Annotated in this window: 21 protein-coding genes, 1 pseudogene and 1 other annotated feature; of the genes and pseudogenes, 15 read left to right on the forward strand and 7 right to left on the reverse strand. The window is 49.8% G+C overall.

Annotation, left to right across the window (positions count from 1 at the left end; translation table 11 throughout):
- Window positions 1–55: 55 nt before the first annotated feature.
- Window positions 56–1,955, reverse strand: a pseudogene (gene espL1 / locus KXD89_RS09975) (type III secretion system effector EspL1).
- Window positions 1,956–2,478: 523 nt separating this feature from the next.
- On the opposite strand from espL1, the gene thrS reads away from it, so the two are divergent.
- From thrS to selO, 14 genes are all read left to right on the forward strand, one after another.
- Entirely contained in the window at window positions 2,479–4,407 is a 1,929-nt protein-coding gene (gene thrS, locus KXD89_RS09980; RefSeq protein WP_001144202.1) for a threonine--tRNA ligase, read from the forward strand.
- A 3-nt stretch (window positions 4,408–4,410) separates the two neighbouring features.
- A complete protein-coding gene (gene infC / locus KXD89_RS09985; RefSeq protein WP_001700733.1) occupies window positions 4,411–4,953 on the forward strand; it encodes a translation initiation factor IF-3 in 543 nt (180 codons plus the stop codon).
- A gap of 96 nt (window positions 4,954–5,049) precedes the next feature.
- Window positions 5,050–5,247 carry a 50S ribosomal protein L35 gene (rpmI, locus tag KXD89_RS09990; protein WP_001124225.1) on the forward strand — a complete coding sequence of 66 codons (198 nt, stop codon included), beginning with the start codon at window positions 5,050–5,052 and terminating at the stop codon, window positions 5,245–5,247.
- Between the two features lie 52 nt (window positions 5,248–5,299).
- A complete protein-coding gene (rplT, locus tag KXD89_RS09995) occupies window positions 5,300–5,656 on the forward strand; it encodes a 50S ribosomal protein L20 (RefSeq protein ID WP_000124850.1) in 357 nt (118 codons plus the stop codon).
- Between the two features lie 116 nt (window positions 5,657–5,772).
- Window positions 5,773–5,897 (forward strand) — a sequence feature (Phe leader region).
- Complete coding sequence (gene pheM / locus KXD89_RS10000) at window positions 5,779–5,823, forward strand: pheST operon leader peptide PheM (RefSeq protein ID WP_001386830.1); 45 nt, start codon at window positions 5,779–5,781, stop codon at window positions 5,821–5,823. (Overlaps the previous feature by 45 nt.)
- A 209-nt stretch (window positions 5,898–6,106) precedes the next feature.
- A complete protein-coding gene (gene pheS, locus KXD89_RS10005) occupies window positions 6,107–7,090 on the forward strand; it encodes a phenylalanine--tRNA ligase subunit alpha (protein ID WP_000018596.1) in 984 nt (327 codons plus the stop codon).
- A 14-nt stretch (window positions 7,091–7,104) separates the two neighbouring features.
- Window positions 7,105–9,492, forward strand: coding sequence for a phenylalanine--tRNA ligase subunit beta (pheT, locus tag KXD89_RS10010; RefSeq protein WP_000672380.1), 2,388 nt, complete (start codon window positions 7,105–7,107; stop codon window positions 9,490–9,492).
- A gap of 4 nt (window positions 9,493–9,496) precedes the next feature.
- Window positions 9,497–9,796: an integration host factor subunit alpha gene (gene ihfA / locus KXD89_RS10015; protein ID WP_001229265.1), complete on the forward strand. Its 300-nt coding sequence runs from the start codon at window positions 9,497–9,499 to the stop codon at window positions 9,794–9,796.
- A 100-nt stretch (window positions 9,797–9,896) separates the two neighbouring features.
- Window positions 9,897–10,877 carry a vitamin B12 ABC transporter permease BtuC gene (gene btuC, locus KXD89_RS10020; RefSeq protein ID WP_000956528.1) on the forward strand — a complete coding sequence of 327 codons (981 nt, stop codon included), beginning with the start codon at window positions 9,897–9,899 and terminating at the stop codon, window positions 10,875–10,877.
- A gap of 62 nt (window positions 10,878–10,939) precedes the next feature.
- Window positions 10,940–11,491 carry a bifunctional thioredoxin/glutathione peroxidase gene (gene btuE / locus KXD89_RS10025; protein WP_072647312.1) on the forward strand — a complete coding sequence of 184 codons (552 nt, stop codon included), beginning with the start codon at window positions 10,940–10,942 and terminating at the stop codon, window positions 11,489–11,491.
- The gene (btuD, locus tag KXD89_RS10030; protein WP_072647311.1) at window positions 11,491–12,240 is read left to right on the forward strand and encodes a vitamin B12 ABC transporter ATP-binding protein BtuD; all 750 of its coding nucleotides are present in this window, start codon (window positions 11,491–11,493) and stop codon (window positions 12,238–12,240) included. Before btuE ends, btuD begins: the two co-directional genes overlap by 1 nt.
- Window positions 12,241–12,317: 77 nt before the next feature.
- Window positions 12,318–12,782 carry a C40 family peptidase gene (locus KXD89_RS10035; protein ID WP_001209795.1) on the forward strand — a complete coding sequence of 155 codons (465 nt, stop codon included), beginning with the start codon at window positions 12,318–12,320 and terminating at the stop codon, window positions 12,780–12,782.
- Window positions 12,783–13,028: 246 nt separating this feature from the next.
- Entirely contained in the window at window positions 13,029–13,742 is a 714-nt protein-coding gene (gene ydiV / locus KXD89_RS10040) for an anti-FlhDC factor (RefSeq protein WP_001300634.1), read from the forward strand.
- Between the two features lie 62 nt (window positions 13,743–13,804).
- Window positions 13,805–15,241 (forward strand): protein adenylyltransferase SelO, encoded by a 1,437-nt coding sequence (gene selO, locus KXD89_RS10045; RefSeq protein WP_000175703.1) that lies wholly within the window; start codon window positions 13,805–13,807, stop codon window positions 15,239–15,241.
- Window positions 15,242–15,244: 3 nt separating this feature from the next.
- Here selO and hemP read toward each other — a convergent pair whose 3' ends face one another.
- From hemP to ppsR, 3 genes are all read right to left on the reverse strand, one after another.
- The gene (gene hemP / locus KXD89_RS10050) at window positions 15,245–15,436 is read right to left on the reverse strand and encodes a hemin uptake protein HemP (RefSeq protein WP_001270809.1); all 192 of its coding nucleotides are present in this window, start codon (window positions 15,434–15,436) and stop codon (window positions 15,245–15,247) included.
- A 131-nt stretch (window positions 15,437–15,567) separates the two neighbouring features.
- Entirely contained in the window at window positions 15,568–16,614 is a 1,047-nt protein-coding gene (aroH, locus tag KXD89_RS10055) for a 3-deoxy-7-phosphoheptulonate synthase AroH (RefSeq protein ID WP_001082229.1), read from the reverse strand.
- A 156-nt stretch (window positions 16,615–16,770) separates the two neighbouring features.
- Window positions 16,771–17,604 carry a posphoenolpyruvate synthetase regulatory kinase/phosphorylase PpsR gene (gene ppsR / locus KXD89_RS10060; protein WP_000368046.1) on the reverse strand — a complete coding sequence of 278 codons (834 nt, stop codon included), beginning with the start codon at window positions 17,602–17,604 and terminating at the stop codon, window positions 16,771–16,773.
- A 332-nt stretch (window positions 17,605–17,936) separates the two neighbouring features.
- Here ppsR and ppsA point away from each other — a divergent pair, with 332 nt between their 5' ends.
- Window positions 17,937–20,315, forward strand: coding sequence for a phosphoenolpyruvate synthase (ppsA, locus tag KXD89_RS10065; protein WP_000069375.1), 2,379 nt, complete (start codon window positions 17,937–17,939; stop codon window positions 20,313–20,315).
- 56 nt (window positions 20,316–20,371) lie between these two features.
- Here ppsA and fadK read toward each other — a convergent pair whose 3' ends face one another.
- From fadK to KXD89_RS10080, 3 genes are read right to left on the reverse strand one after another with little or no spacing between them, the layout of a single operon-like run.
- Window positions 20,372–22,018: a medium-chain fatty-acid--CoA ligase gene (gene fadK / locus KXD89_RS10070; protein WP_001336282.1), complete on the reverse strand. Its 1,647-nt coding sequence runs from the start codon at window positions 22,016–22,018 to the stop codon at window positions 20,372–20,374.
- A 56-nt stretch (window positions 22,019–22,074) separates the two neighbouring features.
- Complete coding sequence (locus KXD89_RS10075) at window positions 22,075–22,368, reverse strand: ferredoxin family protein (RefSeq protein ID WP_000081081.1); 294 nt, start codon at window positions 22,366–22,368, stop codon at window positions 22,075–22,077.
- Window positions 22,365–23,654, reverse strand: a complete 1,290-nt coding sequence (locus tag KXD89_RS10080) for an FAD-dependent oxidoreductase (RefSeq protein ID WP_001278525.1) — start codon at window positions 23,652–23,654, stop codon at window positions 22,365–22,367. The genes KXD89_RS10075 and KXD89_RS10080 overlap by 4 nt, the downstream gene beginning before the upstream one ends.
- Window positions 23,655–23,677: the final 23 nt, after the last annotated feature.

Consider the following 23,677-nt stretch of genomic DNA (forward strand, 5'->3'; position numbering starts at 1 on the left):
CTGCGTTTTATGAAAAAAATAAAATTATGTATCGATATATATCGTAAATAGCTGGTTATAAATACGTCTTTATTTCATCAGCACTAAAACTCAGGCTTTGGCTGATTGCATTAATAGCAGCATAATATGTTTCTACAGTTTTATAATGCTTATGATGAATGGCTATATGAACAGCTGACATGTTGTCATGATTTTTAGCGGCCAATAGTGTAAATAACTGATGTTGACTAAAAGAATGTTTTTTTGCAAAAGCACCCAGCGTCGATATATAAGATAACACGACGTCTTCATTACCCTTGCTCATGGCGATGTATAATGCAGGGGTTCCCTGTGCTGTAGCTCCTTTTAATAAATCCATGATGTTAGCTTTGCTCAACTTGTATTTAAAGGCGATGCCATTAATTTTAGAGAGGAACCGTGTGACACACAAAGGGTGATTATTTTCCATTGCGGCGTATAATCCTGGCTCACCATCATGTATTTTCATGGCTAAAATACTCATCACCAGTTTTTTGTTTAAAAGCTCTTGTGCTATTGGAGTGGTTAATGCATTCAGAAAGATATCGATTATTTCATCGAATCCATACAACATGGAGATATAAAGTCCAGGTGTTTCGTTAGCACTTTTAGTTTGCAGTAATTTAACCAGATTATCTTCATGAATGATGTGATTATCTACCAGTGACTGAATTTCTTGCATAAATATTTTCACGTTGTCAGTATGTCCGTTCATCATAGCCAAAAATAAAGCAGGTGTACCAACGCTATTCTGCGCAGTTATTATTTCAATGATTTCTTTTTCAGGGAGTATGGGCAACTGTTTGAATAATGTAATAAGCTGTTGAGACTGGCCTGTAGCCATTATTAACAACATTGCCGATGGATGTATAGGGGCAAATGGCATTCGTGATGCAATACCCGCGAAAATAGCCCCTGGAACTCCCACAGGTAATAGGGGCAGAATAGCAATTGCACAGTTGCGAACATATCTATCAGCCCAGGTCTGAGCATCGGGACCTGAACTGATGAACTTATCAAGCGAAAGAAAGCCCCGTGCTGTCCTGTGGGTGTCTCTGACGGCAACGTTGGTATCGTTCGGGTCGTAAACGGACACAACATAATTTAATTGTCCATACACTGACTGCTTTATTCGTAGCCTTACTGACAAAGTATGATTGTCTATATATAAAATCGCGGACATATGACTGACATTGTTTGCCATCATTCGACAAAAGAAAATATCTAAAGCGAAGCCAAAATCCTTACTCGCGATAACGCGACTCCCTGCAGGAGGATGGCGAAGTAATGCTCTGAACTCCGCGTCCCGGACTAAGGGGACATGCTGCTGTATGGATTCAACGGAGGAGTAATGTTTAATCAGGTTGACTTTGCCTTTTCCATTTCTCAATGAATCAAGGGCGTATTGCAATGACAGATGGCGACAAAAAATAGCGTCAGAAGGAGATTGCAAAAAACATGCACTACCATTGAGATTTACTGTTGGGTGTATAGTTTTTTTCTCTATGGATTTTTTTAGACAGTTTCATACAATGGTTACGATCTTCAGCAGTTAACTGTTCCTGTTCAATATAATCCAGTATGCTTCGCAAATGGTTAGCTTTAATAGGCGTGGTTTCCAGTAATAAGGAAATGATTTCTTTTTTATAGTGTAATGTAATGAGTATATTTTCTGTATGGATGGGTGAAGTGGCAAAGTTAATGGTAAAAAGGGCAGTGGAATAACAATTTTGTGATATTTTTCGACAGTTTGCGGTAAATTCCTGAGTAACACAGTATGACAGCATCGAACTTAAGTCAGAGGTATCAAGTAGGGTGATGAGCTGGCGCGCAAATTGATTAATAGGCTCTGATGAAGGTGTTGGTATGTCGCTATCGATGTGCAATCTATGAGGAGACTTATAATGAGTTCTGATAATGATATCGTTTTGACTCATAATCTGTTCGCCTTATATATATCTGGAGGTTTTGAGGATGATGATTAATTATTATCGCCAGAACGAAATGTGCACGAAAAATTGTTATAAGAATTGTGTCACTTTTATCATTGTGATATGACCACTTCGTCATTAATCTCATGAGCGTTTAAAATACTACCGCCAAATCACGCAACGAACTTTGCTGGATTCAGTTTATGCTGCTGTAAATCCGCTCGCAGTAAACCTTTCAGACGCACCGTGATGTTATCAGTTGTTCTTTAAGCGTTTTGCTGGTGTACTCACTACAAACGAATTGCGAATCGAATCAATGTGAAACGGAAAGGTACAATCTCCCTTTTTTTAGTGTTAACATCGCTCAACCGGGTGGAAGGTGAGAGGTTAATGTCTTTCATTTGTGTACCTGATTGCGAACCAATTTAGCATTTGTTGGCTAGATGGTTTCGCAATGAACTGTTAATAAACAAATTTTTCTTTGTATGTGATCTTTCGTGTGGGTCACCACTGCAAATAAGGATATAAAATGCCTGTTATAACTCTTCCTGATGGCAGCCAACGCCATTACGATCACGCTGTAAGCCCCATGGATGTTGCGCTGGACATTGGTCCAGGTCTGGCGAAAGCCTGTATCGCAGGGCGCGTTAATGGCGAACTGGTTGATGCTTGCGATCTGATTGAAAACGACGCACAACTGTCGATCATTACCGCCAAAGACGAAGAAGGTCTGGAGATCATTCGTCACTCCTGTGCGCACCTGTTAGGGCACGCGATTAAACAACTTTGGCCGCATACCAAAATGGCAATCGGCCCGGTTATTGACAACGGTTTTTATTACGACGTTGATCTTGACCGCACGTTAACCCAGGAAGATGTCGAAGCACTCGAGAAGCGGATGCATGAGCTTGCTGAGAAAAACTACGACGTCATTAAGAAGAAAGTCAGCTGGCACGAAGCGCGTGAAACTTTCGCCAACCGTGGGGAGAGCTACAAAGTCTCCATTCTTGACGAAAACATCGCCCATGATGACAAGCCAGGTCTGTACTTCCATGAAGAATATGTCGATATGTGCCGCGGTCCGCACGTACCGAACATGCGTTTCTGCCATCATTTCAAACTAATGAAAACGGCAGGGGCTTACTGGCGTGGCGACAGCAACAACAAAATGTTGCAACGTATTTACGGTACGGCGTGGGCAGACAAAAAAGCACTTAACGCTTACCTGCAGCGCCTGGAAGAAGCCGCGAAACGCGACCACCGTAAAATCGGTAAACAGCTCGACCTGTACCATATGCAGGAAGAAGCGCCGGGTATGGTATTCTGGCACAACGACGGCTGGACCATCTTCCGTGAACTGGAAGTGTTTGTTCGTTCTAAACTGAAAGAGTACCAGTATCAGGAAGTTAAAGGTCCGTTCATGATGGACCGTGTCCTGTGGGAAAAAACCGGTCACTGGGACAACTACAAAGATGCAATGTTCACCACATCTTCTGAGAACCGTGAATACTGCATTAAGCCGATGAACTGCCCGGGTCACGTACAAATTTTCAACCAGGGGCTGAAGTCTTATCGCGATCTGCCGCTGCGTATGGCCGAGTTTGGTAGCTGCCACCGTAACGAGCCGTCAGGTTCGCTGCATGGCCTGATGCGCGTGCGTGGATTTACCCAGGATGACGCGCATATCTTCTGTACTGAAGAACAAATTCGCGATGAAGTTAACGGATGTATCCGTTTAGTCTATGATATGTACAGCACTTTTGGCTTCGAGAAGATCGTCGTCAAACTCTCCACTCGTCCTGAAAAACGTATTGGCAGCGACGAAATGTGGGATCGTGCTGAGGCGGACCTGGCGGTTGCGCTGGAAGAAAACAACATCCCGTTTGAATATCAACTGGGTGAAGGCGCTTTCTACGGTCCGAAAATTGAATTTACCCTGTATGACTGCCTCGATCGTGCATGGCAGTGCGGTACAGTACAGCTGGACTTCTCTTTGCCGTCTCGTCTGAGCGCTTCTTATGTAGGCGAAGACAATGAACGTAAAGTACCGGTAATGATTCACCGCGCAATTCTGGGGTCGATGGAACGTTTCATCGGTATCCTGACCGAAGAGTTCGCTGGTTTCTTCCCGACCTGGCTTGCGCCGGTTCAGGTTGTTATCATGAATATTACCGATTCACAGTCTGAATACGTTAACGAATTGACGCAAAAACTATCAAATGCGGGCATTCGTGTTAAAGCAGACTTGAGAAATGAGAAGATTGGCTTTAAAATCCGCGAGCACACTTTGCGTCGCGTCCCATATATGCTGGTCTGTGGTGATAAAGAGGTGGAATCAGGCAAAGTTGCCGTTCGCACCCGCCGTGGTAAAGACCTGGGAAGCATGGACGTAAATGAAGTGATCGAGAAGCTGCAACAAGAGATTCGCAGCCGCAGTCTTAAACAATTGGAGGAATAAGGTATTAAAGGCGGAAAACGAGTTCAAACGGCGCGCCCTAACCGTATCAATGGCGAAATTCGCGCCCAGGAAGTTCGCTTAACAGGTCTGGAAGGCGAGCAGCTTGGTATTGTGAGTCTGAGAGAAGCTCTGGAGAAAGCAGAAGAAGCCGGAGTAGACTTAGTCGAGATCAGCCCTAACGCCGAGCCGCCGGTTTGTCGTATAATGGATTACGGCAAATTCCTCTATGAAAAGAGCAAGTCTTCTAAGGAACAGAAGAAAAAGCAAAAAGTTATCCAGGTTAAGGAAATTAAATTCCGTCCTGGTACAGATGAAGGCGACTATCAGGTAAAACTCCGCAGCCTGATTCGCTTTCTCGAAGAGGGTGATAAAGCCAAAATCACGCTGCGTTTCCGCGGTCGTGAGATGGCGCACCAGCAAATCGGTATGGAAGTGCTTAATCGCGTGAAAGACGATTTGCAAGAACTGGCAGTGGTCGAATCCTTCCCAACGAAGATCGAAGGCCGCCAGATGATCATGGTGCTCGCTCCTAAGAAGAAACAGTAAGGCCTTCAAGTAGCACTGTCTGTGGAGCCTTCGGGCTTCACAGGCTTTGTTCGCCTTTGTTTCGTTTATTAACAATGCGAAGTGGAAGTTATTAAAATGCCAAAAATTAAGACCGTACGCGGTGCTGCTAAGCGCTTCAAAAAAACCGGTAAAGGTGGTTTTAAGCACAAGCACGCTAACCTGCGTCACATTCTGACCAAAAAAGCGACCAAACGTAAACGTCACCTGCGTCCGAAAGCCATGGTTTCCAAAGGCGATCTGGGCCTGGTAATCGCGTGCCTGCCGTACGCATAAGCCGTTAACGTTTTTAACTTTTTAATTAGAATATAGATACAGGAGAGCACATATGGCTCGCGTAAAACGTGGTGTTATTGCACGTGCACGTCACAAGAAAATTTTGAAACAAGCTAAAGGCTACTACGGTGCGCGTTCTCGCGTATACCGCGTTGCCTTCCAGGCTGTTATCAAAGCTGGTCAGTATGCTTACCGTGACCGTCGTCAACGTAAGCGTCAGTTCCGTCAACTGTGGATTGCGCGTATCAACGCAGCAGCACGTCAGAACGGTATTTCTTACAGCAAATTCATCAATGGCCTGAAAAAAGCCTCTGTTGAAATCGACCGTAAGATCCTGGCTGATATCGCAGTATTCGACAAAGTAGCGTTCACCGCTCTGGTTGAAAAAGCGAAAGCAGCTCTGGCATAAGCCAGTTGAAAGAGGGAGCTAGTCTCCCTCTTTTCGTTTCAACGCCATCAAAACATTGACTTTTATCGCCGTAGCCTTTTCAATAAAGGTCTTTTGAAGAGTACCAAAAGGTAACGCAAGCAATGAATGCTGCTATTTTCCGCTTCTTTTTTTACTTTAGCACCTGAATCCAGGAGGCTAGCGCGTGAGAAGAGAAACGGAAAACAGCGCCTGAAAGCCTCCCAGTGGAGGCTTTTTTTGTATGCGCGTTTTGAAAAATAAAAAGCCTGTCTCATCAGGTGTAATTGTCGCAGCCAGACTGGACACGGCCAGCGCGGAGAAACCGGAGCGTATTTAAGTACGTGAGAATTTCGAGCACAGCCCGGGACCAAAATGGCAAGTAAAATAGCCTGATGGGATAGGCTCTAAGTCCAACGAACCAGTGTCACCACTGACACAATGAGGAAAACCATGTCACATCTCGCAGAACTGGTTGCCAGTGCGAAGGCGGCCATTAGCCAGGCGTCAGATGTTGCCGCGTTAGATAATGTGCGCGTCGAATATTTGGGTAAAAAAGGGCACTTAACCCTTCAGATGACGACCCTGCGTGAGCTGCCGCCAGAAGAGCGTCCGGCAGCTGGTGCGGTTATCAACGAAGCGAAAGAGCAGGTTCAGCAGGCGCTGAATGCGCGTAAAGCGGAACTGGAAAGCGCTGCACTGAATGCGCGTCTGGCGGCGGAAACGATTGATGTCTCTCTGCCAGGTCGTCGCATTGAAAACGGCGGTCTGCATCCGGTTACCCGTACCATCGACCGTATCGAAAGTTTCTTCGGTGAGCTTGGCTTTACCGTGGCAACCGGGCCGGAAATCGAAGACGATTATCATAACTTCGATGCTCTGAACATTCCTGGTCACCACCCGGCGCGCGCTGACCACGACACTTTCTGGTTTGACACTACCCGCCTGCTGCGTACCCAGACCTCTGGCGTACAGATCCGCACCATGAAAGCCCAGCAGCCACCGATTCGTATCATCGCGCCTGGCCGTGTTTATCGTAACGACTACGACCAGACTCACACGCCGATGTTCCATCAGATGGAAGGTCTGATTGTTGATACCAACATCAGCTTTACCAACCTGAAAGGCACGCTGCACGACTTCCTGCGTAACTTCTTTGAGGAAGATTTGCAGATTCGCTTCCGTCCTTCCTACTTCCCGTTTACCGAACCTTCTGCAGAAGTGGACGTCATGGGTAAAAACGGTAAATGGCTGGAAGTGCTGGGCTGCGGGATGGTGCATCCGAACGTGTTGCGTAACGTTGGCATCGACCCGGAAGTTTACTCTGGTTTCGCCTTCGGGATGGGGATGGAGCGTCTGACTATGTTGCGTTACGGCGTCACCGACCTGCGTTCATTCTTCGAAAACGATCTGCGTTTCCTCAAACAGTTTAAATAAGGCAGGAATAGATTATGAAATTCAGTGAACTGTGGTTACGCGAATGGGTGAACCCGGCGATTGATAGCGATGCGCTGGCAAATCAAATCACTATGGCGGGCCTGGAAGTTGACGGTGTAGAACCGGTTGCCGGCAGCTTCCACGGCGTGGTCGTTGGTGAAGTGGTTGAGTGTGCGCAGCATCCGAACGCTGACAAACTGCGTGTGACAAAAGTGAATGTCGGCGGCGATCGCCTGCTGGACATCGTCTGCGGTGCGCCAAACTGCCGTCAGGGCCTGCGTGTAGCGGTAGCGACCATTGGTGCTGTTCTGCCGGGTGATTTCAAAATTAAAGCGGCGAAACTGCGTGGCGAACCGTCTGAAGGGATGCTGTGCTCCTTCTCTGAACTGGGCATTTCTGACGATCACAGCGGCATTATCGAACTGCCTGCGGATGCGCCGATTGGCACCGATATCCGTGAATACCTGAAACTTGATGACAACACCATCGAAATCAGCGTGACGCCAAACCGTGCCGACTGCTTAGGCATCATTGGTGTTGCGCGTGACGTTGCCGTGCTGAACCAGCTGCCGCTGGTTCAACCGGAAATCGTTCCGGTTGGTGCGACCATCGACGACACGCTGCCGATTACAGTCGAAGCGCCGGAAGCCTGCCCGCGTTATCTTGGCCGTGTGGTAAAAGGCATTAACGTTAAAGCGCCAACTCCGCTGTGGATGAAAGAAAAACTGCGTCGTTGCGGGATCCGTTCTATCGATGCAGTTGTTGACGTCACCAACTATGTGCTGCTCGAACTGGGCCAGCCGATGCACGCTTTCGATAAAGATCGCATTGAAGGCGGCATTGTGGTGCGGATGGCGAAAGAGGGCGAAACGCTGGTGCTGCTCGACGGTACTGAAGCGAAGCTGAATGCTGACACTCTGGTCATCGCCGACCACAACAAGGCGCTGGCGATGGGCGGCATCTTCGGTGGCGAACACTCTGGCGTGAATGACGAAACACAAAACGTGCTGCTGGAATGCGCGTTCTTTAGCCCGCTGTCTATCACCGGTCGTGCTCGTCGTCATGGCCTGCATACCGATGCGTCTCACCGTTATGAGCGTGGCGTTGATCCGGCACTGCAGCACAAAGCGATGGAACGTGCGACCCGTCTGCTGATCGACATCTGCGGTGGTGAGGCTGGCCCGGTAATTGATATCACCAACGAAGCAACGCTGCCGAAGCGTGCAACCATCACTCTACGTCGTAGCAAACTGGATCGCCTGATCGGCCATCATATTGCGGATGAGCAGGTAACTGACATTCTGCGTCGTCTCGGCTGCGAAGTGACCGAAGGCAAAGACGAATGGCAGGCAGTTGCGCCGAGCTGGCGTTTCGATATGGAGATTGAAGAAGATCTGGTTGAAGAAGTCGCGCGTGTTTACGGCTACAACAACATCCCGGATGAGCCGGTACAGGCAAGCCTGATTATGGGTACTCACCGTGAAGCTGACCTGTCGCTCAAGCGCGTGAAAACGCTGCTCAACGACAAAGGCTATCAGGAAGTGATCACCTACAGCTTCGTTGATCCGAAAGTGCAGCAGATGATCCATCCAGGCGTTGAAGCCTTACTGCTGCCAAGCCCGATCTCTGTTGAAATGTCAGCAATGCGTCTTTCTCTGTGGACTGGCCTGCTGGCAACCGTGGTGTACAACCAGAACCGTCAGCAGAACCGTGTGCGCATTTTCGAAAGCGGTCTGCGTTTCGTACCAGATACTCAGGCACCGTTGGGCATTCGTCAGGATCTGATGTTAGCCGGTGTGATTTGCGGTAACCGTTACGAAGAGCACTGGAACCTGGCAAAAGAGACCGTTGATTTCTATGATTTGAAAGGCGATCTTGAATCCGTTCTCGACCTGACCGGTAAACTGAATGAGGTTGAGTTCCGTGCAGAAGCGAATCCGGCACTGCATCCGGGGCAATCCGCAGCGATTTATCTGAAAGGTGAACGTATTGGTTTTGTTGGGGTTGTTCATCCTGAACTGGAACGTAAACTGGATCTTAACGGTCGCACTCTGGTGTTCGAACTGGAGTGGAACAAGCTCGCAGACCGCGTGGTGCCTCAGGCGCGCGAGATTTCTCGCTTCCCGGCGAACCGTCGTGACATCGCGGTGGTGGTCGCAGAAAACGTTCCCGCAGCGGATATTTTATCCGAATGTAAGAAAGTTGGCGTAAATCAGGTAGTTGGCGTAAACTTATTTGACGTGTACCGCGGTAAGGGTGTTGCGGAGGGGTATAAGAGCCTCGCCATAAGCCTGATCCTGCAAGATACCAGCCGTACACTCGAAGAAGAGGAGATTGCCGCTACCGTCGCCAAATGTGTAGAGGCATTAAAAGAGCGATTCCAGGCATCATTGAGGGATTGAACCTATGGCGCTTACAAAAGCTGAAATGTCAGAATATCTGTTTGATAAGCTTGGGCTTAGCAAGCGGGATGCCAAAGAACTGGTTGAACTGTTTTTCGAAGAGATCCGTCGCGCTCTGGAAAACGGCGAACAGGTGAAACTCTCTGGTTTTGGTAACTTCGATCTGCGTGATAAGAATCAACGCCCGGGACGTAACCCGAAAACGGGCGAGGATATTCCCATTACAGCACGGCGCGTGGTGACCTTCAGACCCGGGCAGAAGTTAAAAAGCCGGGTCGAAAACGCTTCGCCCAAAGACGAGTAATCTGATCTAACTAAAAAGGCCGCTCTGCGGCCTTTTTTCTTTTCACTGTCGAAGAGTCACCGTAAAATCAACGCCATGACACTTCAGCAGAACGGATACCATGCTGACACTTGCCCGCCAACAACAGCGACAAAATATTCGCTGGTTATTATGCCTGTCAGTTTTGATGCTGCTGGCGCTTCTCTTAAGCCTTTGCGCCGGTGAACAATGGATCTCGCCAGGTGACTGGTTTACTCCTCGTGGCGAACTGTTCGTCTGGCAAATTCGCCTGCCACGTACGCTGGCTGTATTGCTGGTTGGTGCGGCGCTGGCTATATCCGGCGCTGTAATGCAGGCGTTGTTTGAAAATCCTCTGGCAGAACCTGGACTACTTGGCGTCTCTAACGGCGCAGGCGTGGGGCTTATCGCCGCGGTATTGCTTGGGCAAGGGCAACTCCCCAACTGGGCGCTAGGGCTGTGTGCGATTGCTGGCGCGCTTATCATCACTTTAATACTCTTACGTTTCGCCCGTCGTCATCTTTCGACCAGTCGGTTATTGCTGGCTGGCGTTGCATTAGGGATTATCTGTAGCGCACTAATGACGTGGGCTATCTACTTTTCCACCTCAGTTGATTTGCGTCAGCTGATGTACTGGATGATGGGCGGTTTTGGCGGCGTAGACTGGCGGCAAAGCTGGCTGATGCTGGCATTGATCCCCGTGTTGTTGTGGATCTGTTGTCAGTCCAGGCCGATGAATATGTTAGCACTTGGCGAGATCTCGGCGCGGCAACTGGGTTTACCCCTGTGGTTCTGGCGCAATGTGCTGGTGGCAGCGACCGGCTGGATGGTTGGCGTCAGTGTGGCGCTGGCGGGTGCTATCGGCTTTATTGGTCTGGTGATCCCCCATATTCTCCGGTTGTGTGGTTTAACCGATCATCGCGTATTACTTCCCGGCTGCGCGCTGGCAGGGGCGAGCGCATTGCTGCTGGCCGATATTGTAGCGCGCCTGGCATTAGCTGCCGCAGAGCTGCCTATTGGCGTGGTCACCGCAACGTTAGGTGCGCCGGTGTTTATCTGGTTATTGTTAAAAGCAGGACGTTAGCCGCAAAAAGACGGTCTATGATTAAAAGCTAAGATTTTTACTGACCACACCCAGGAGAAACGATGCAAGATTCCATTCTGACGACCGTAGTGAAAGATATCGACGGTGAAGTGACCACGCTGGAGAAGTTCGCCGGTAATGTGCTGTTGATTGTCAATGTCGCCTCAAAGTGTGGCTTAACGCCGCAATATGAGCAGTTGGAGAATATTCAGAAAGCCTGGGTCGATCGAGGTTTTATGGTGCTGGGATTCCCGTGCAACCAGTTTCTGGAACAAGAACCGGGCAGCGATGAAGAGATTAAAACTTACTGTACCACCACATGGGGGGTGACGTTCCCGATGTTCAGTAAGATTGAAGTTAATGGCGAAGGACGCCATCCGCTGTATCAAAAATTGATTGCCGCAGCGCCGACCGCAGTCGCGCCGGAAGAGAGCGGATTCTATGCCCGTATGGTCAGCAAAGGCCGTGCACCGCTGTACCCGGATGATATTTTATGGAATTTTGAAAAATTCCTGGTTGGCAAGGACGGAAAAGTCATCCAGCGTTTTTCCCCGGATATGACGCCGGAAGATCCCATTGTGATGGAAAGCATTAAACTGGCGTTGGCAAAATAATGTCTATTGTGATGCAGTTACAAGATGTTGCGGAATCTACCCGCCTGGGGCCGCTTTCTGGCAAGGTTCGGGCTGGGGAGATCCTGCACCTGGTGGGGCCGAATGGCGCGGGTAAGAGTACCTTACTGGCGCGAATGGCCGGAATGACCAGCGGTAAGGGAAGCATTCAGTTCGCGGGGCAACCACTGGAAGCATGGTCCGCAACAAAACTCGCGCTGCATCGCGCCTATCTTTCACAACAGCAGACGCCGCCGTTTGCAACGCCGGTCTGGCACTACCTGACACTGCATCAGCACGATAAAACGCGTACCGAACTACTGAATGATGTCGCAGGGGCGCTGGCTCTTGATGACAAACTCGGACGTAGCACCAATCAACTTTCCGGCGGTGAATGGCAACGCGTACGTCTTGCTGCGGTGGTGTTGCAAATCACACCACAAGCCAATCCCGCAGGCCAATTGCTGCTTCTTGATGAGCCGATGAACAGTCTTGATGTTGCGCAACAAAGTGCGTTAGACAAAATTCTGAGCGCGCTGTGTCAGCAAGGACTGGCGATTGTGATGAGCAGTCACGATCTCAACCACACATTGCGTCATGCGCATCGGGCGTGGTTGCTAAAAGGTGGAAAAATGCTGGCCAGTGGACGCAGGGAAGAGGTGCTCACGCCGCCAAATCTGGCGCAGGCCTATGGGATGAATTTTCGCCGTCTGGATATCGAAGGTCACAGAATGCTGATTTCGACCATCTGATTTCATTAGTATCTTGAAAATCGGGTAATTACGACGCTAAATTAATGCAAGAATAAAAAACAGAGGAACCGTACGGAATGCGTTTCTGCCTTATTTTGATCACAGCACTGCTTCTGGCCGGGTGTAGCCACCATAAAGCACCGCCGCCAAATGCCAGACTTTCTGATTCGATTACCGTTATTGCCGGTTTGAACGACCAGCTACAAAGCTGGCATGGCACGCCGTATCGTTATGGTGGCATGACGCGGCGCGGTGTGGACTGTTCGGGATTTGTGGTTGTGACGATGCGCGATCGTTTCGATTTGCAGCTGCCCCGTGAAACCAAACAACAAGCCTCTATTGGCACGCAAATTGATAAAGACGAGTTGCTGCCAGGTGACCTGGTCTTTTTCAAAACGGGGTCCGGACAAAATGGTTTGCATGTAGGTATTTACGATACCAACAACCAATTTATCCACGCCTCTACCAGCAAGGGAGTGATGCGTTCCTCACTTGATAATGTCTATTGGCAGAAAAATTTCTGGCAGGCGAGACGAATCTAGTATGTCGAAAAATGGACGGCGATGATACATCGCCGTCCATTTACTCCTGAATACAGTAGTATTTTGCAGACAAAAATTCCGTAAATGGATTATTCGTTTATAATCAGGATAATCTAAAAAAAGGACCCCTGAAAAAGTGGTTAACATGGAACAAATGAAAGTTACTCCTTCTGTAATTGTTATGTCTTATGGCCTCATCCCTTTTAGCCGGATACTGAAAAACATCCTTCGAGAGGGACGGTTACCATGAAGATTTTTTTGGAGAATCTTTATCATTCTGATTGCTATTTCCTGCCGATAAGAGACAACCAGCAAGTCCTTGTCGGCGTTGAGTTAATTACCCATTTCTCCAGTGAAGATGGTACGGTTCGTATCCCGACGAGTCGGGTTATAGCGCAACTTACCGAGGAGCAACATTGGCAATTATTTTCAGAGCAGTTGGAATTACTAAAATCATGCCAACATTTTTTTATTCAACATAAACTCTTTGCCTGGCTTAATTTAACGCCACAAGTGGCTACATTATTATTAGAGAGGGATAATTACGCAGGCGAACTATTAAAATATCCGTTTATTGAACTGTTGATTAATGAGAATTACCCGCATCTCAATGAAGGAAAAGATAATCGCGGTCTTTTATCCTTATCGCAAGTGTATCCCCTTGTGTTAGGTAATTTGGGAGCAGGCAATAGCACAATGAAAGCGGTTTTTGATGGTCTTTTCACCCGCGTCATGCTGGATAAAAGTTTTATTCAGCAACAAATCACGCACCGCTCCTTCGAACCGTTTATTCGTGCGATCCAGGCGCAAATTTCCCCTTGTTGCAATTGCATCATTGCGGGAGGCATTGATACGGCAGAAATATTGGCACAGATTACCCCCTTCGATTTCCATGCTCTCCAGGGATGCCTGTGGCCTGCCGTTCCCATAAATCAGATAACGACGTTGGTTCAGCGATAACCCTTCTGTTTGCTGGTGTTTAAGACGAGAGTAACCGTCTACACTATCAAACAGGAGGATCTATGACCCTGTCTTTTGTTACCCGCTGGCGCGATGAATTGCCAGAAACCTATACAGCACTTTCCCCTACGCCTTTAAATAATGCCCGGCTGATTTGGCATAATACCGAACTGGCTAACACGCTGAGTATTCCATCGTCGCTGTTTAAAAATGGCGCAGGTGTCTGGGGCGGCGAAGCCCTACTGCCTGGTATGTCACCACTGGCGCAGGTTTACAGTGGTCATCAGTTCGGCGTCTGGGCGGGCCAACTGGGTGATGGGCGCGGCATTTTACTCGGCGAACAACTGCTTGCTGATGGCACTACAATGGACTGGCATCTGAAAGGTGCTGGCCTGACGCCTTATTCGCGAATGGGTGATGGACGGGCGGTTTTACGTTCGACGATACGAGAAAGTCTCGCCAGTGAGGCGATGCATTATCTGGGCATTCCGACGACCCGCGCGTTAAGTATCGTCACCAGCGATTCGCCAGTGTATCGGGAAACGGCGGAGCCAGGCGCGATGCTGATGCGTGTGGCACCAAGTCATCTGCGCTTTGGTCATTTCGAACATTTTTACTACCGCCGCGAGTCGGAAAAGGTTCGTCAGTTAGCTGACTTTGCTATTCGTCATTACTGGTCACATCTTGCAGATGATGAGGACAAATACCGTCTCTGGTTTAGCGATGTTGTCGCACGTACCGCGTCGTTAATTGCCCAATGGCAGACGGTCGGCTTTGCTCATGGGGTGATGAATACCGACAACATGTCGCTGCTGGGGCTGACGCTTGATTACGGGCCGTTTGGTTTTCTTGATGATTACGAACCCGGTTTTATTTGTAATCACTCGGATCATCAAGGGCGTTACAGCTTTGATAATCAACCTGCCGTCGCGTTGTGGAATTTACAGCGTCTGGCGCAGACATTGTCGCCATTTGTTGCCGTAGATGCCCTGAATGAGGCCCTGGACAGCTATCAGCAGGTTTTGTTGACGCATTATGGAGAACGGATGCGGCAGAAACTGGGCTTCATGACGGAGCAAAAAGAGGATAACGCGCTACTGAATGAATTATTCAGTCTGATGGCGCGAGAGCGCAGCGATTATACCCGCACATTCCGCATGCTGAGTCTGACCGAGCAGCACAGCGCGGCGTCACCGCTACGTGATGAGTTTATTGATCGTGCGGCATTTGATGACTGGTTTGCCCGTTATCGGGGGCGTTTGCAACAAGACGAGGTTAGCGATAGTGAGCGTCAGCAACTGATGCAAAGCGTTAACCCCGCTCTGGTATTGCGCAACTGGTTGGCGCAACGGGCGATTGAAGCGGCAGAAAAGGGTGATATGACGGAATTGCACCGCCTGCATGAGGCGTTGCGAAATCCTTTCAGCGACAGAGATGATGACTATGTCAGTCGTCCACCTGACTGGGGTAAACGGCTGGAAGTCAGCTGCTCGAGTTAAAGGCTACTTGGTCAACAGCAGCTTGCCAGCCTGAGTTTTACGGAGCAGATATTCTTGCCCGTCATGATCGATAATCAGTTTGCCATCCGGACCTAACAGTGTCTGGCTGGAAATTCGCCGAATAGGCTGCGGGGAAGCGGTCTTGTGATTGGCATCCGTTTCAGGCGTGAGTTTTCTGCTATCCGTATAACGCATAAAAATTAATAATAATTGATATAACAATGATTCTTATTATCAATATTATGGCTGACCAGAGCAAGCAGTAATTTGTTGAGAAGACAACAAGTTGCGCAGAAATGCCCATTCCGTCAGGAATGGGCACGCATTCAGAAGCGGGTATCTACCGCAGAGGCGAGTTTTTCGACCAGGCGTTCGGTATCCTCCCAGCCCAGACACGGGTCGGTAATGGATTGACCGTAAGTGAGCGGCTGACTGCCGACGATTTTTTGCGTTCCTTCGCGCAGGAAACTTTCCGCCATAATTCCAGCAATCGCCGTAGAGCCATTGCGGATTTGCTGACAAATATCCTCACAAACTTCTAACTGGCGACGGTGCTGCTTCTGGCAGTTACCGTGGCTGAAATCCACCACCAGATGTTCAGGTAAATCAAACTCGTGCAGCGTATCGCAGGCTGCGGCGATATCATCGGCATGATAATTCGGTTTTTTGCCGCCACGCATAATAATGTGGCCATACGGGTTGCCGCTGGTCTGATAGATGGTCATCTGACCATTTTTGTCTGGCGAGAGGAACATATGGCTGGCGCGGGCTGCGCGGATAGCATCCACAGCAATCCGCGTATTGCCATCGGTACCATTTTTAAAACCTACCGGACAGGAGAGTGCCGAAGCCATTTCGCGGTGGATCTGACTTTCGGTAGTACGTGCGCCAATCGCGCCCCAACTGATTAAATCAGCAATAAACTGACCGGTCACCATATCGAGGAACTCGGTCGCGGTTGGGACGCCCAGCTCATTTACCTGTAAAAGTAATTTGCGCGCCAGCTCCAGACCGTGATTTACCCGATAGCTGCCGTTTAAATCTGGATCGGAGATTAGTCCTTTCCAGCCGACAACAGTTCGTGGTTTTTCAAAATAGGTGCGCATTACGATTTCCAGCCGTGACTGGTACTGGTTGCGCAGCGACTGCAGACGGGTGGCGTACTCCATTGCAGCGGTGAGATCGTGGATCGAGCAGGGGCCAATAATGACCAACAGTCGCTTATCTTCACCATTCAGTATTTTTTCAATTCTGCGGCGGGAGTCGGTGACATGGGTGGCGACGCCAGGCGTTACGGGATACCGTAGCGCGAGTTCGGCGGGCGTTACCAGGCTCTCAATACGCGCAGTACGGAGTTCGTCAGTTCTGTTCATTACAAGTCTCAGAAATTTGTTGCTTCTACGGCAGGACTGCCGGGAAGTGATGCGCATCACGATAAACCAATCGCTGCTGATTTCAAGTGCGAGGTGTGTCACACCTCGCCGGGTGGTTAGCATGATAACAAAAAAATAAGCTAATGCACTAGTTCTCTAGTACATTCGGCGACTAAGGCCCATGATATCGAGGATCTTGGTGGCAATCTCTTCTACCGAATAATTGGTACTGTTAATCCACGGGATCTGATTTTTACGGTACAAGGCTTCCACTTCCGCGACTTCCATCCTGCACTGACGAAGCGAGGCATAGCGACTGTTCTCCCGACGTTCCTCGCGAATCGCCGCCAGACGTTCCGGGTCGATAGTCAGGCCGAACAATTTATGCTGAAGCGGTTTGAGCGACGCGGGTAGCACCAGATTATCCATATCGTCGGCAATAAAGGGGTAGTTTGCCGCGCGGATACCAAACTGCATTGCCAGATACAGACTGGTGGGGGTTTTACCACAGCGAGAAACACCGAGCAGGATCACCTGAGCCTGGTCCAGATTGCGCAACGAAATGCCGTCATCGTGGGCGAGGGTGTAATCAATCGCCGCAATGCGCGCATCATATTTATTGAGATTATTAGGGTTAAGGCCATGGGTACGATGAGCAATCGGCGTTGGATCCAGTTTCATCTCTTGTTGTAGCGGGGCAACCAGCGCCTGAACGATATCCTGGCAAAAGCCTTCACTTTGCAAGATGATGGCGCGAATCTCCGGCAACACGATGGAGTAGAAGACCAGCGGGCGCACGCCTGTCTGGTGATAAATTGCGTCAATCTGATCCTTCACTGCCCGTGCACGGCTCTCATTTTCGACAAACGGCAGCGTGATGCTGCTGATAGTGACGGGAAATTGTGACATTACTGCGTGTCCTAATACCTCCGCAGTTATTGCCGTACCATCAGAAATATAAAAAACGTGGCGATCAACAGCATTATCCATTTTGTTCTTCCCGTGATGCAGACATAATTCTATGAAAGCATAAATTAAAAACGCACAGAAGCGTAGAACGTTATGTCTGGTTTATAAAATGAACCTTCAATTTTATTTTTTATGAAAACAGCATTTCATTTTTATGGTTTCGTTTATACCGATGGTTTATGTGGAAATTGTCGAAGAGAGCAGATTTGCGCAACGCTGGGATCAGTCTTAAAAAGTAAAAAAATATATTTGCTTGAACGATTCACCGTTTTTTTCATCCGGTTAAATATGCAAAGATAAATGCGCAGAAATGTGTTTCTCAAACCGTTCATTTATCACAAAAGGATTGTTCGATGTCCAACAATGGCTCGTCACCGCTGGTGCTTTGGTATAACCAACTCGGCATGAATGATGTAGACAGGGTTGGGGGCAAAAATGCCTCCCTGGGTGAAATGATTACTAATCTTTCCGGAATGGGTGTTTCCGTTCCGAATGGTTTCGCCACAACCGCCGACGCGTTTAACCAGTTTCTGGACCAAAGCGGCGTAAACCAGCGCATTTATGAACTGCTGGATAAAACGGATATTGACGATGTTACTCAGCTTGCGAAAGCGGGCGCGCAAATCCGCCAGTGGATTATCGACACTCCCTTCCAGCCTGAGCTGGAAAACGCCATCCGCGAAGCCTATGCACAGCTTTCCGCCGATGACGAAAACGCCTCTTTTGCGGTGCGCTCCTCCGCCACCGCAGAAGATATGCCGGACGCTTCTTTTGCCGGTCAGCAGGAAACCTTCCTCAACGTTCAGGGTTTTGACGCCGTTCTCGTGGCAGTGAAACATGTATTTGCTTCTCTGTTTAACGATCGCGCCATCTCTTATCGTGTGCACCAGGGTTACGATCACCGTGGTGTGGCGCTCTCCGCCGGTGTTCAACGGATGGTGCGCTCTGACCTCGCATCATCTGGCGTGATGTTCTCCATTGATACCGAATCCGGCTTTGACCAGGTGGTGTTTATCACTTCCGCATGGGGCCTTGGTGAGATGGTCGTGCAGGGTGCGGTTAACCCGGATGAGTTTTACGTGCATAAACCGACACTGGCGGCGAATCGCCCGGCTATCGTGCGCCGCACCATGGGGTCGAAAAAAATCCGCATGGTTTACGCGCCGACCCAGGAGCACGGCAAGCAGGTTAAAATCGAAGACGTACCGCAGGAACAGCGTGACATCTTCTCGCTGACCAACGAAGAAGTGCAGGAACTGGCAAAACAGGCCGTACAAATTGAGAAACACTACGGTCGCCCGATGGATATTGAGTGGGCGAAAGATGGCCACACCGGTAAACTGTTCATTGTGCAGGCGCGTCCGGAAACCGTGCGCTCACGCGGTCAGGTCATGGAGCGTTATACGCTGCATTCACAGGGTAAGATTATCGCCGAAGGCCGTGCTATCGGTCATCGCATCGGTGCGGGTCCGGTGAAAGTCATCCATGACATCAGCGAAATGAACCGCATCGAACCTGGCGACGTGCTGGTTACTGACATGACCGACCCGGACTGGGAACCGATCATGAAGAAAGCATCTGCCATCGTCACCAACCGTGGCGGTCGTACCTGTCACGCGGCGATCATCGCTCGTGAACTGGGCATTCCGGCGGTAGTGGGCTGTGGAGATGCAACAGAACGGATGAAAGACGGTGAGAACGTCACTGTTTCTTGTGCCGAAGGTGATACCGGTTACGTCTATGCGGAGTTGCTGGAATTTAGCGTGAAAAGCTCCAGCGTAGAAACGATGCCGGATCTGCCGTTGAAAGTGATGATGAACGTCGGTAACCCGGACCGTGCTTTCGACTTCGCCTGCCTACCGAACGAAGGCGTGGGCCTTGCGCGTCTGGAATTTATCATCAACCGTATGATTGGCGTCCACCCACGCGCACTGCTTGAGTTTGACGATCAGGAACCGCAGTTGCAAAACGAAATCCGCGAGATGATGAAAGGTTTTGATTCTCCGCGTGAATTTTACGTTGGTCGTCTGACTGAAGGGATCGCGACGCTGGGTGCCGCGTTTTATCCGAAGCGCGTCATTGTCCGTCTCTCTGATTTTAAATCGAACGAATATGCCAACCTGGTCGGTGGTGAGCGTTACGAGCCAGATGAAGAGAACCCGATGCTCGGCTTCCGTGGCGCGGGCCGCTATGTTTCCGACAGCTTCCGCGACTGTTTCGCGCTGGAGTGTGAAGCAGTGAAACGTGTGCGCAACGACATGGGACTGACCAACGTTGAGATCATGATCCCGTTCGTGCGTACCGTAGATCAGGCGAAAGCGGTGGTTGAAGAACTGGCGCGTCAGGGGCTGAAACGTGGCGAGAACGGGCTGAAAATCATCATGATGTGTGAAATCCCGTCCAACGCCTTGCTGGCCGAGCAGTTCCTCGAATATTTCGACGGCTTCTCAATTGGCTCAAACGATATGACGCAGCTGGCGCTCGGTCTGGACCGTGACTCCGGCGTGGTGTCTGAATTGTTCGATGAGCGCAACGATGCGGTGAAAGCACTGCTGTCGATGGCTATCCGTGCCGCGAAGAAACAGGGCAAATATGTCGGGATTTGCGGTCAGGGTCCGTCCGACCACGAAGACTTTGCCGCATGGTTGATGGAAGAGGGGATCGATAGCCTGTCTCTGAACCCGGACACCGTGGTGCAAACCTGGTTAAGCCTGGCTGAACTGAAGAAATAAAATAAATCCCCGGCGGCGTTTAGTCGCCGGGGTTATGTGATCCCCGAAGATGAAACTTATTCAATCTCTTCACAGACATCCTGCGTTAAACGCCGCATAATATCTTTTCTTAACAAAAACTTTTGTATTTTACCTGAGGTAGTTCGCGGTAGTTTTTCGATTACCACGATATGTTCAGGATATTTATATTTTGCGACCCGTTTACGGCTAAAAAAAGCCACTACCTCTTCCAGCGATAATGAATGATGCGGCGCTTTCAGCACGACATAAGCGCATGATCGTTCACCTAAACGTTCATCGGACATTGCAACCACACAGGCATCGTGAATTTTAGGATGCTGCAATAAAATATCTTCCACTTCACGGCTGCTAATATTTTCGCCGCCGCGGACAATAATATCTTTTTTGCGTCCGGTAATTTTTATATAGCCAGCCTCATCCATACGGCAGAGATCGCCGCTGTAATACCAGCCTTCTTCATCCAGGGCACGGGCGGTTAATTCAGGTTCATCAAAATACCCCATAAACACATTGGGGCCACGCGAGGCTTCTTCACCTTCGCAACCTGGCGGTAAGGTCTTGCGTGCGTCATCGACCACTTTAATCTCTACACCTGCGGCAGCGTAACCATCGGTGTGCATAAAGCGCGACAAAGGATCATCGAGATTCACCACCGCATGCGGCGAACTTTCTGTGGAACCATAAACACTTAATAATTTAATGCCGCGCTGCTGGCATTCACGCGCCACTTTTTTGGGGATTGTGGTTCCGCCGCAAAGAAAGAAACGCAGCGCTGAAAGGTCCGCGGGTTGTTTCTCTAGTACATTCAAAAGATCATAGACAAACGGCGTTGCGCCGAGCATACAGGTGCAACGCTGCTGCTCAAGCAGCGCGAGACACGCATCAGGAGTGAAAATATCTAACAACACGCTGCGAGCGCCAATTAAGAATGGTGCCGTTACGCCATGCAGAAAGCCCGTTGCGTGACCAAGTGGCGCAGGCATCATAAAGACATCCTGCCAGGTCAGATTCAGTCGCGCGCAATAAGCCCGCTCACTGGCGAGAATATTGTTATGCGTTAGCATCACGCCCTTTGGCAGACCCTCGGTTCCGGAGGTAAACAGCACCGCAGCTAATTCATCGCCGTGGGTCGTTATCGCCGTGGTCAGTGAGGTATTGTCGGCGATAATCTGACTTAATGAGAGGGAAGAGGTGGCGGGAGCCAGTTTGTCCACGCCGACAATTTGTTGTAGTTGTGGAAGCTGATTTTGCAGCGGCAGGATTAAATCTACCGGACGCGTTTGTTTAAACAACGTCGGTGCAAAGAACATTTTTGCCTGACACTTATTGAGCACCCACACCAGTTCTGCTTCCCGCCAGGAAGGCAACAGCGGCACGGAAACTGCACCGATTTTCAGGCAGGCAAGATAGATAACGGTAAATTCACACCAGCCAGGCAGTTGAAATGCGATGCGATCGCCTGATTCAATACCCTTCGCTAACATCCAGTTTGCCAGACAGCTCGCGGCGTGATCGAGCGCGCTATAGGTGTACGATGCACCATGATTATCGACCACGGCAATTTTGTCTGGCATCGCACGAGCGGTCTGCTGCCAGTAATCGGCCAGCGAAGCATCGCCCCATAACCCTTGCTGACGATACGCCGCACGACGTTGTTCGTTAAACGTTAATGTCACTTTCATGTTGGACTCTCGAAACAGAACATCAGGCCCGAGATGCGGGCCTGTGGGATGCATGATTAGCCGTAGCGAAAATCAATACCGAAGGTGCCTGCGGGATATTGCCACTGTTCGAGAATAGTGTTACCGCACAGCACCCGACAGGTGCCGCACTCCAGACAACCGGCGGAATCAAAATGAATGTTTCCTGCGTCATCCTGCTTATAAAGTCCGGCAGGGCAGGCTTTCATTAATTTATGGAATTCATTGATATCGGGATTTTCCGCCAGAATGATATGCGGGTGGCCCTCATCAACATGGAATTTATTGACGCCTAATTTGATGTCGACGTTAACCGTAGCGTTCTGGCTCATAGCGCGGTTGCTCCCTTAATGCCATCTTTCAGCAAGTTGATCAGCCCAATTTTCTTCGCATGTCCCATGATCATTTTTCGTACCGGCTGGTTTGGTTTGCCGTCGATGGTGAACATCTCGTTCATGATGTCGGCTACCATTCGTGGGTATTGGCTAAACAGGCGCGGGTTTTCCATCAGCGCCGGGATCTTGCGAAAATGCTGCATATCACGCATGACGCAGCTTTGTTCCAGCTCACGTTTGTATTGCGCCAGACTGCTGGCGGAGAAATCCGCGCGTTCTTTGGCGGCGATCACCGTTGTGGCGGCAGCCTGAGCCGATGCAATGGCTAAATCCATGCCGCGGACCGTAAAACCCAAATTCAGGCAGAAGCCTGCGGCGTCACCAACGATCATCACGCCCTCGTTAACCAGTTGCGGCACCATTGCCAGACCGCCTTCCGGCACCATATGCGCGGAATATTCAAGCAGTTTGCCGCCGCTAATCAGCGGGCGAATGGCGGGGTGTTGTTTAAAATCTTCCAGCATTTGCGGCACGCTTTTTTGCGCATGGGCGATATCACCCAATCCACAAACCAGCCCCAAGGATATGGAATCCTTGTTGGTATAGAGAAATCCCCCGCCCATCAGGCCGTCAGAAGGGGAACCGGCAAACAGCCAGGCGGCACCTTCCTCGCCCGTAATATTAAAGCGATCGTTGATCTGTTCTGGTGTGAGGCCAATAACCTCTTTAACACCAACAGCGTAATGATGCGGATCGGAAGCGGGAACCATTCCCAGCGAGCGGCCAAGCATCGAGTTAACGCCATCAGCCAGAATCACCACATTCGCTTCGAGAATATCATCCCCAGCCTGCACGCCAGTGACCTTGTTTCCTTCACGAACCAGCGCGTCGACGCGAACGCCTGGGATAAACTGCGCGCCCGCCTGCTCGGCTTGTTCCATCAACCACGGGTCCAGACGATTACGCAATACGGTATAAGATGCGTGTTGCGGAACATCTGGCTGCTCGCGGTGAAAATCGAGGGTAACGGCGCTTTCTTCGGTTAAGAAGGAGATTTTCTCGCGTGTGACCTTGCGTTCTACCGGCGCTGATACTGCAAAGCCTGGAATGATTGCTTCAAGTGTGTGGGCATAAAGACGCCCGCCGGTCATGTTTTTACATCCGGCACTGTCGCCGCGTTCTATCACCAGGACATCCAGCCCGGCTCGTGCCATGACCAGTGCGGCAACGCTACCAGCAACGCCCGCACCGACCACAATGGCATCAAATTTGTCATCCGACATGCGTTATGCTCCCTTCCCGCTGC

It is taken from the genome of Escherichia sp. TC-EC600-tetX4 (assembly GCF_019356055.1).
GTDB lineage: Bacteria > Pseudomonadota > Gammaproteobacteria > Enterobacterales > Enterobacteriaceae.

Coding starts and splice junctions, on each gene's coding strand:
- thrS (WP_001144202.1), top strand. CDS start 2,479: ATGCCTGTTATAACTCTTCCTGATGGCAGCCAACGCCATTACGATCAC.
- rpmI (WP_001124225.1), top strand. CDS start 5,050: ATGCCAAAAATTAAGACCGTACGCGGTGCTGCTAAGCGCTTCAAAAAA.
- rplT (WP_000124850.1), top strand. CDS start 5,300: ATGGCTCGCGTAAAACGTGGTGTTATTGCACGTGCACGTCACAAGAAA.
- pheS (WP_000018596.1), top strand. CDS start 6,107: ATGTCACATCTCGCAGAACTGGTTGCCAGTGCGAAGGCGGCCATTAGC.
- pheT (WP_000672380.1), top strand. CDS start 7,105: ATGAAATTCAGTGAACTGTGGTTACGCGAATGGGTGAACCCGGCGATT.
- ihfA (WP_001229265.1), top strand. CDS start 9,497: ATGGCGCTTACAAAAGCTGAAATGTCAGAATATCTGTTTGATAAGCTT.
- btuC (WP_000956528.1), top strand. CDS start 9,897: ATGCTGACACTTGCCCGCCAACAACAGCGACAAAATATTCGCTGGTTA.
- btuE (WP_072647312.1), top strand. CDS start 10,940: ATGCAAGATTCCATTCTGACGACCGTAGTGAAAGATATCGACGGTGAA.
- btuD (WP_072647311.1), top strand. CDS start 11,491: ATGTCTATTGTGATGCAGTTACAAGATGTTGCGGAATCTACCCGCCTG.
- KXD89_RS10035 (WP_001209795.1), top strand. CDS start 12,318: ATGCGTTTCTGCCTTATTTTGATCACAGCACTGCTTCTGGCCGGGTGT.
- ydiV (WP_001300634.1), top strand. CDS start 13,029: ATGAAGATTTTTTTGGAGAATCTTTATCATTCTGATTGCTATTTCCTG.
- selO (WP_000175703.1), top strand. CDS start 13,805: ATGACCCTGTCTTTTGTTACCCGCTGGCGCGATGAATTGCCAGAAACC.
- hemP (WP_001270809.1), bottom strand. CDS start 15,436: ATGCGTTATACGGATAGCAGAAAACTCACGCCTGAAACGGATGCCAAT.
- aroH (WP_001082229.1), bottom strand. CDS start 16,614: ATGAACAGAACTGACGAACTCCGTACTGCGCGTATTGAGAGCCTGGTA.
- ppsR (WP_000368046.1), bottom strand. CDS start 17,604: ATGGATAATGCTGTTGATCGCCACGTTTTTTATATTTCTGATGGTACG.
- ppsA (WP_000069375.1), top strand. CDS start 17,937: ATGTCCAACAATGGCTCGTCACCGCTGGTGCTTTGGTATAACCAACTC.
- fadK (WP_001336282.1), bottom strand. CDS start 22,018: ATGAAAGTGACATTAACGTTTAACGAACAACGTCGTGCGGCGTATCGT.
- KXD89_RS10075 (WP_000081081.1), bottom strand. CDS start 22,368: ATGAGCCAGAACGCTACGGTTAACGTCGACATCAAATTAGGCGTCAAT.
- KXD89_RS10080 (WP_001278525.1), bottom strand. CDS start 23,654: ATGTCGGATGACAAATTTGATGCCATTGTGGTCGGTGCGGGCGTTGCT.